Origin of the sequence: Micromonospora sp. NPDC049580, from assembly GCF_040675595.1 — a bacterium.
In the GTDB taxonomy this organism is placed as follows: Bacteria; Actinomycetota; Actinomycetes; order Mycobacteriales; family Micromonosporaceae; genus Micromonospora.
On sequence record NZ_JBFAPG010000592.1, the window covers coordinates 1 to 3,371 of the forward strand.

Annotated in this window: 6 protein-coding genes; 4 read left to right on the forward strand and 2 right to left on the reverse strand. The window is 75.1% G+C overall.

The annotated features are described in order from the left end of the window. Positions 1-72 precede the first annotated feature (72 nt). Positions 73-843, forward strand: a complete 771-nt coding sequence (locus tag AB0J68_RS29575; RefSeq protein WP_363941865.1) for a nucleotide disphospho-sugar-binding domain-containing protein — start codon at positions 73-75, stop codon at positions 841-843. Positions 844-898: 55 nt separating this feature from the next. Continuing rightward, positions 899-1,465 carry a dienelactone hydrolase family protein gene (locus AB0J68_RS29580; RefSeq protein WP_355067749.1) on the forward strand — a complete coding sequence of 189 codons (567 nt, stop codon included), beginning with the start codon at positions 899-901 and terminating at the stop codon, positions 1,463-1,465. A gap of 23 nt (positions 1,466-1,488) precedes the next feature. On the opposite strand, the gene AB0J68_RS29585 is transcribed toward AB0J68_RS29580, so the two are convergent. Continuing rightward, complete coding sequence (locus AB0J68_RS29585) at positions 1,489-1,695, reverse strand: hypothetical protein (RefSeq protein WP_363941868.1); 207 nt, start codon at positions 1,693-1,695, stop codon at positions 1,489-1,491. A 12-nt stretch (positions 1,696-1,707) separates the two neighbouring features. Here AB0J68_RS29585 and AB0J68_RS29590 point away from each other — a divergent pair, with 12 nt between their 5' ends. After that, positions 1,708-2,526: a class I SAM-dependent methyltransferase gene (locus AB0J68_RS29590; RefSeq protein ID WP_355067751.1), complete on the forward strand. Its 819-nt coding sequence runs from the start codon at positions 1,708-1,710 to the stop codon at positions 2,524-2,526. A gap of 59 nt (positions 2,527-2,585) precedes the next feature. After that, the gene (locus tag AB0J68_RS29595) at positions 2,586-3,131 is read left to right on the forward strand and encodes a YciI family protein (protein ID WP_355067752.1); all 546 of its coding nucleotides are present in this window, start codon (positions 2,586-2,588) and stop codon (positions 3,129-3,131) included. A 3-nt stretch (positions 3,132-3,134) separates the two neighbouring features. Here AB0J68_RS29595 and AB0J68_RS29600 read toward each other — a convergent pair. Then, a partial coding sequence (locus AB0J68_RS29600) for a hypothetical protein (protein WP_363941870.1) occupies positions 3,135-3,371 on the reverse strand: 237 nt, incomplete at its 5' end.

Sequence of the window (3,371 nt, forward strand, 5' to 3'; positions counted from 1 at the left end):
GTTGGGATTCCTTTGGCAACATTTGTTTGTTGCCGGGACAGCTGTTCCACAATTTTTTGTCGACCGGATCTGGTGGTGTACGAGCCGTTCGCGGTCGCCGGCGCGGTGGCGGCGGCGCTGCTCGACGTGCCGGCCGTACGCCAGGAGAACACCCTCTTCGACGGCCGGGACCTGGTCGGCGCGACCACCGCCCGGCTCGGGGCCGCGCTGCGCCGGCACGGCCTCGTGGAGCTGCCGCCACCCGCCGCCGCCCTCGCCGTGGCCCCGCCCAGCGTGGCCGCCCAGGCCGGCTGGCCGATGCGCTACACGTCCTACGTGGGCGGTGGTGAGCTGCCGGCCTGGCTGCGCGAGCCGGGCGAGCGACAGCGGATCCTGGTCACCCGCAGCACCCTGACCGGCCCCGGCGACCGGGGCCCGATGCCCGCCGTGGTGGCCGCCGCGGCCCAGGTGGACGCCGAGATCGTGCTGGTCCGGCCCGACGAGCGCTCGGCCCGTTCGCTGCCCGGCAACGTCCGGGTGGTGGACTGGATCCCGCTCGACGAGGCGTTACCGGCGAGCGCGGCGCTGGTGCACCACGGCGGGGCGGGCAGCGTTTACGGCGCCCTCGCCGCCGGCCTGCCGCAACTGGCCACGGTGGGCCCGGGGGACCGGCGGCACAACGCCGAGCTGGTGGCCCGCCGGGGCGCCGGCCTCGCGCTGCGTCCGGCCGACATCACCGCGCAGACACTGACCCAACTGCTCACCGACGAGAGCCTGCGGACGGCCGCCGGGCAGGTCAGCCAGGAGATCGCCGCGATGCCACCGCCGACGGCCCTGGTGGCCCGGCTGACGGCGCTGGTCTGATCCCCGCCCCGCGTGCCACAGCCGCGCCCACGCCCGGCTGCGGCAGGATGGCCTGATGCGACACGTCGTGCTGTTCCACTCCGTGTACGGGCTGCGGCCGGCCGTTCGTGCCGCCGCCGACCGGTTGCGCGCCGCCGGGCACCAGGTCACCGCCCCCGATTTGTACGGCGTCCCGGCCGCCGACACCGTCGAGGAGGGCTTCGCGCTGCTCGACAAGATCGGCCACGAGGTGGTGCTCGACCGGGCCCGCGCGGCGCTGCGCGACCTGCCGCCGCAGACGGTCCTCGCCGGTTTCTCGATGGGCGCCGGCGTCGCCGGGGCGCTGCTCGCCGAGCGCCCCGACGCCGCCGGCCTGCTCCTGCTGCACGGCACCGGCGGCGCGCCGGACACGGCGCGGCCCGGGTTGCCGGTGCAGCTGCACGTCGCCGACCCGGACCCGTACGACGCGCCGGACGAGGTTGACGAGTGGCAGCGGGCGATGACCGACGCTGGCACCGACCTGACCGTGTTCCGCTATCCCGGCGCCGGACACCTGTTCACCGACCCCGACCTCGCCGAGTACGCCCCGGACGCCGCCGCGCAGGTCTGGCCCCGGGTGCTGGCCTTCCTCACCGCCGACTGAGCGCCGGCCGGGCCACCCGACGTTCAGCGGGTGGTGGCGCCGATGCGCGGGGGAGTGGAGAGAGAGACGATCGCCCGCGGTGGCGCGTCACCCCGCCCCAGCTCCTCGATCATCCGGCCGACGGAGACGACCTCGCCCCGGGCCGCCAGCAGCAGCGCGAGCACGGCGCGTTGGCGGGGGCCGTCGGACCCTCGACGGGGCGCTATCGTGGCGGCAATCATGATCCTCACGGGGGTGCGGGAATGACGACCACAGCCTTCGACGACCACGAGCGGTCGCGCTGGGCCGGGCGGGCGGCGGCGTACGACGGCAGTTTCGCGCTGCTGTGCGCCCATCCCGCCCCGGCACTGTTGGACGCCGCCCACGTCGATGCCGGAACCCGAATGCTCGACGTCGGCACCGGTTCCGGGACCGTCGCCGGGTTGGCGTGCGCGCGCGGCGCCAGTGTGGTGGCCGTCGACGCGGAGCCCAGCATGGTCGACCTGGCCCGCAGCCGGCTCCCGTCCGCCGACGAGGTTAGCCTCGCGGCTCTGCCCCATCTCCCGTTCGACTCCGGGCAGTTCGACGCGGCCGTGGCGAACTTCGTGATCAATCACGTGGGCGACCCGGTGGCCGCGATCACCGAACTCCGACGGGTCGTCCGGCCGGGCGGACGGATCGCGGCGACGATCTGGCCCCACCCGCCGCCCGAGGCGCAGAGCCTCTGGGGCGAGGTCTTCGACGCTGCCGGGGTCGACCGCCCGACCTCGATGCCGAGGGTGGACGCGGAGCGGGACTTTCCCCGTACCCCCGAGGGGTTCGCCGGGTTGCTCGACGCCCCCGGCCTCGCCGACGTGCGGTGCGAGACGATCACCTGGGCGCACCGCACCGACCCCGAGGCGTGGTGGAGCGGCCCGGCGAACGGCATCAGCGGGCCCGGCCTGCTGATGGAGACCCAGCCGCCGGCGGTGATCGCCCGCATTCGTGCCGCGTACGACGAGCTGACCGCCGCCTACCGCGACCCGGACGGCCTGCTCGCGCTGCCCACCGCCGCGCTGTTGGCCTCGGCGTCCGTGCCGTAGGACGACTCGGCTGTGCCCGCCCCGCCGGGGGGTGGGGCACGGCGTCGAGAATGGGCGGCATGGAGTTCCTGTGTTACCACCGCGACCGGCCCGACTCGGCGACGTTGCGCGACGAGTTGCTGGCCGAGCACTGGACCTACATGGACCGGTTCGCGGCGGAGATGATTGCGCGTGGCCCTACCCTGTCCGGCGACACGGCCACCGGCAGCGTGCACATCGTCGACGTGCCCGACCCGGGCGCCGCGCGGGCGTTCGCCTTCGACGAGCCGAACTACCAGGCCGGCGTGTACCGGGATGTGCTGCTGCGCCGGTGGCGCAACACGCTGGGCCGCACGATGTGGGACTTTCCCGGCGGTCGGACCGGCGGCAACCGGTATCTGGTGCTCGGCCTCGGCGCGGGGCCGGCCGTTGACCTGGCCGTGCCGCCCGACCGGGACGAGCTGATCGCGTACGGGCCGCTGCTGTCCGACGACGGCGACACCTGGCTCGGCACCGCCGCGCTGGTTCGGGCGCCGACCCCGGACGCGGCGCGCGCCATCCTGACCGTGGAGCGGTACGCCGACGTCGAGGTGCACCACTGGCAGTTCGGCGGGCGACCGGTCTGACCCTCAGGCGGCGGCCAGGCCGTTCGGCCAGTGGATCAACGGGGGGCGAGGTGCGGCGCGCACGACCCTGGCCGGTGGGCCGACGCCGGCGGGTCCGCCGCGTTCGGGTGGCCCCGGCACGGTAGGCACCGCACGGATCGTCGCCGGGGCCCGGACCACGTCCGCAAGCCAGTGCCCGCCCGTGTTGGTCGGCGTCGCGGACGCTCGGGTCGGAGGCACGTCACTGGCGGACGCGACGGC

Bases quoted from the DNA above. Each gene is read 5' to 3' on its own strand.
- AB0J68_RS29595 (WP_355067752.1), top strand. From the start codon at position 2,586: ATGGAGTTCCTGTGTTACCACCGCGACCGGCCCGACTCGGCGACGTTG.
- AB0J68_RS29580 (WP_355067749.1), top strand. From the start codon at position 899: ATGCGACACGTCGTGCTGTTCCACTCCGTGTACGGGCTGCGGCCGGCC.
- AB0J68_RS29590 (WP_355067751.1), top strand. From the start codon at position 1,708: ATGACGACCACAGCCTTCGACGACCACGAGCGGTCGCGCTGGGCCGGG.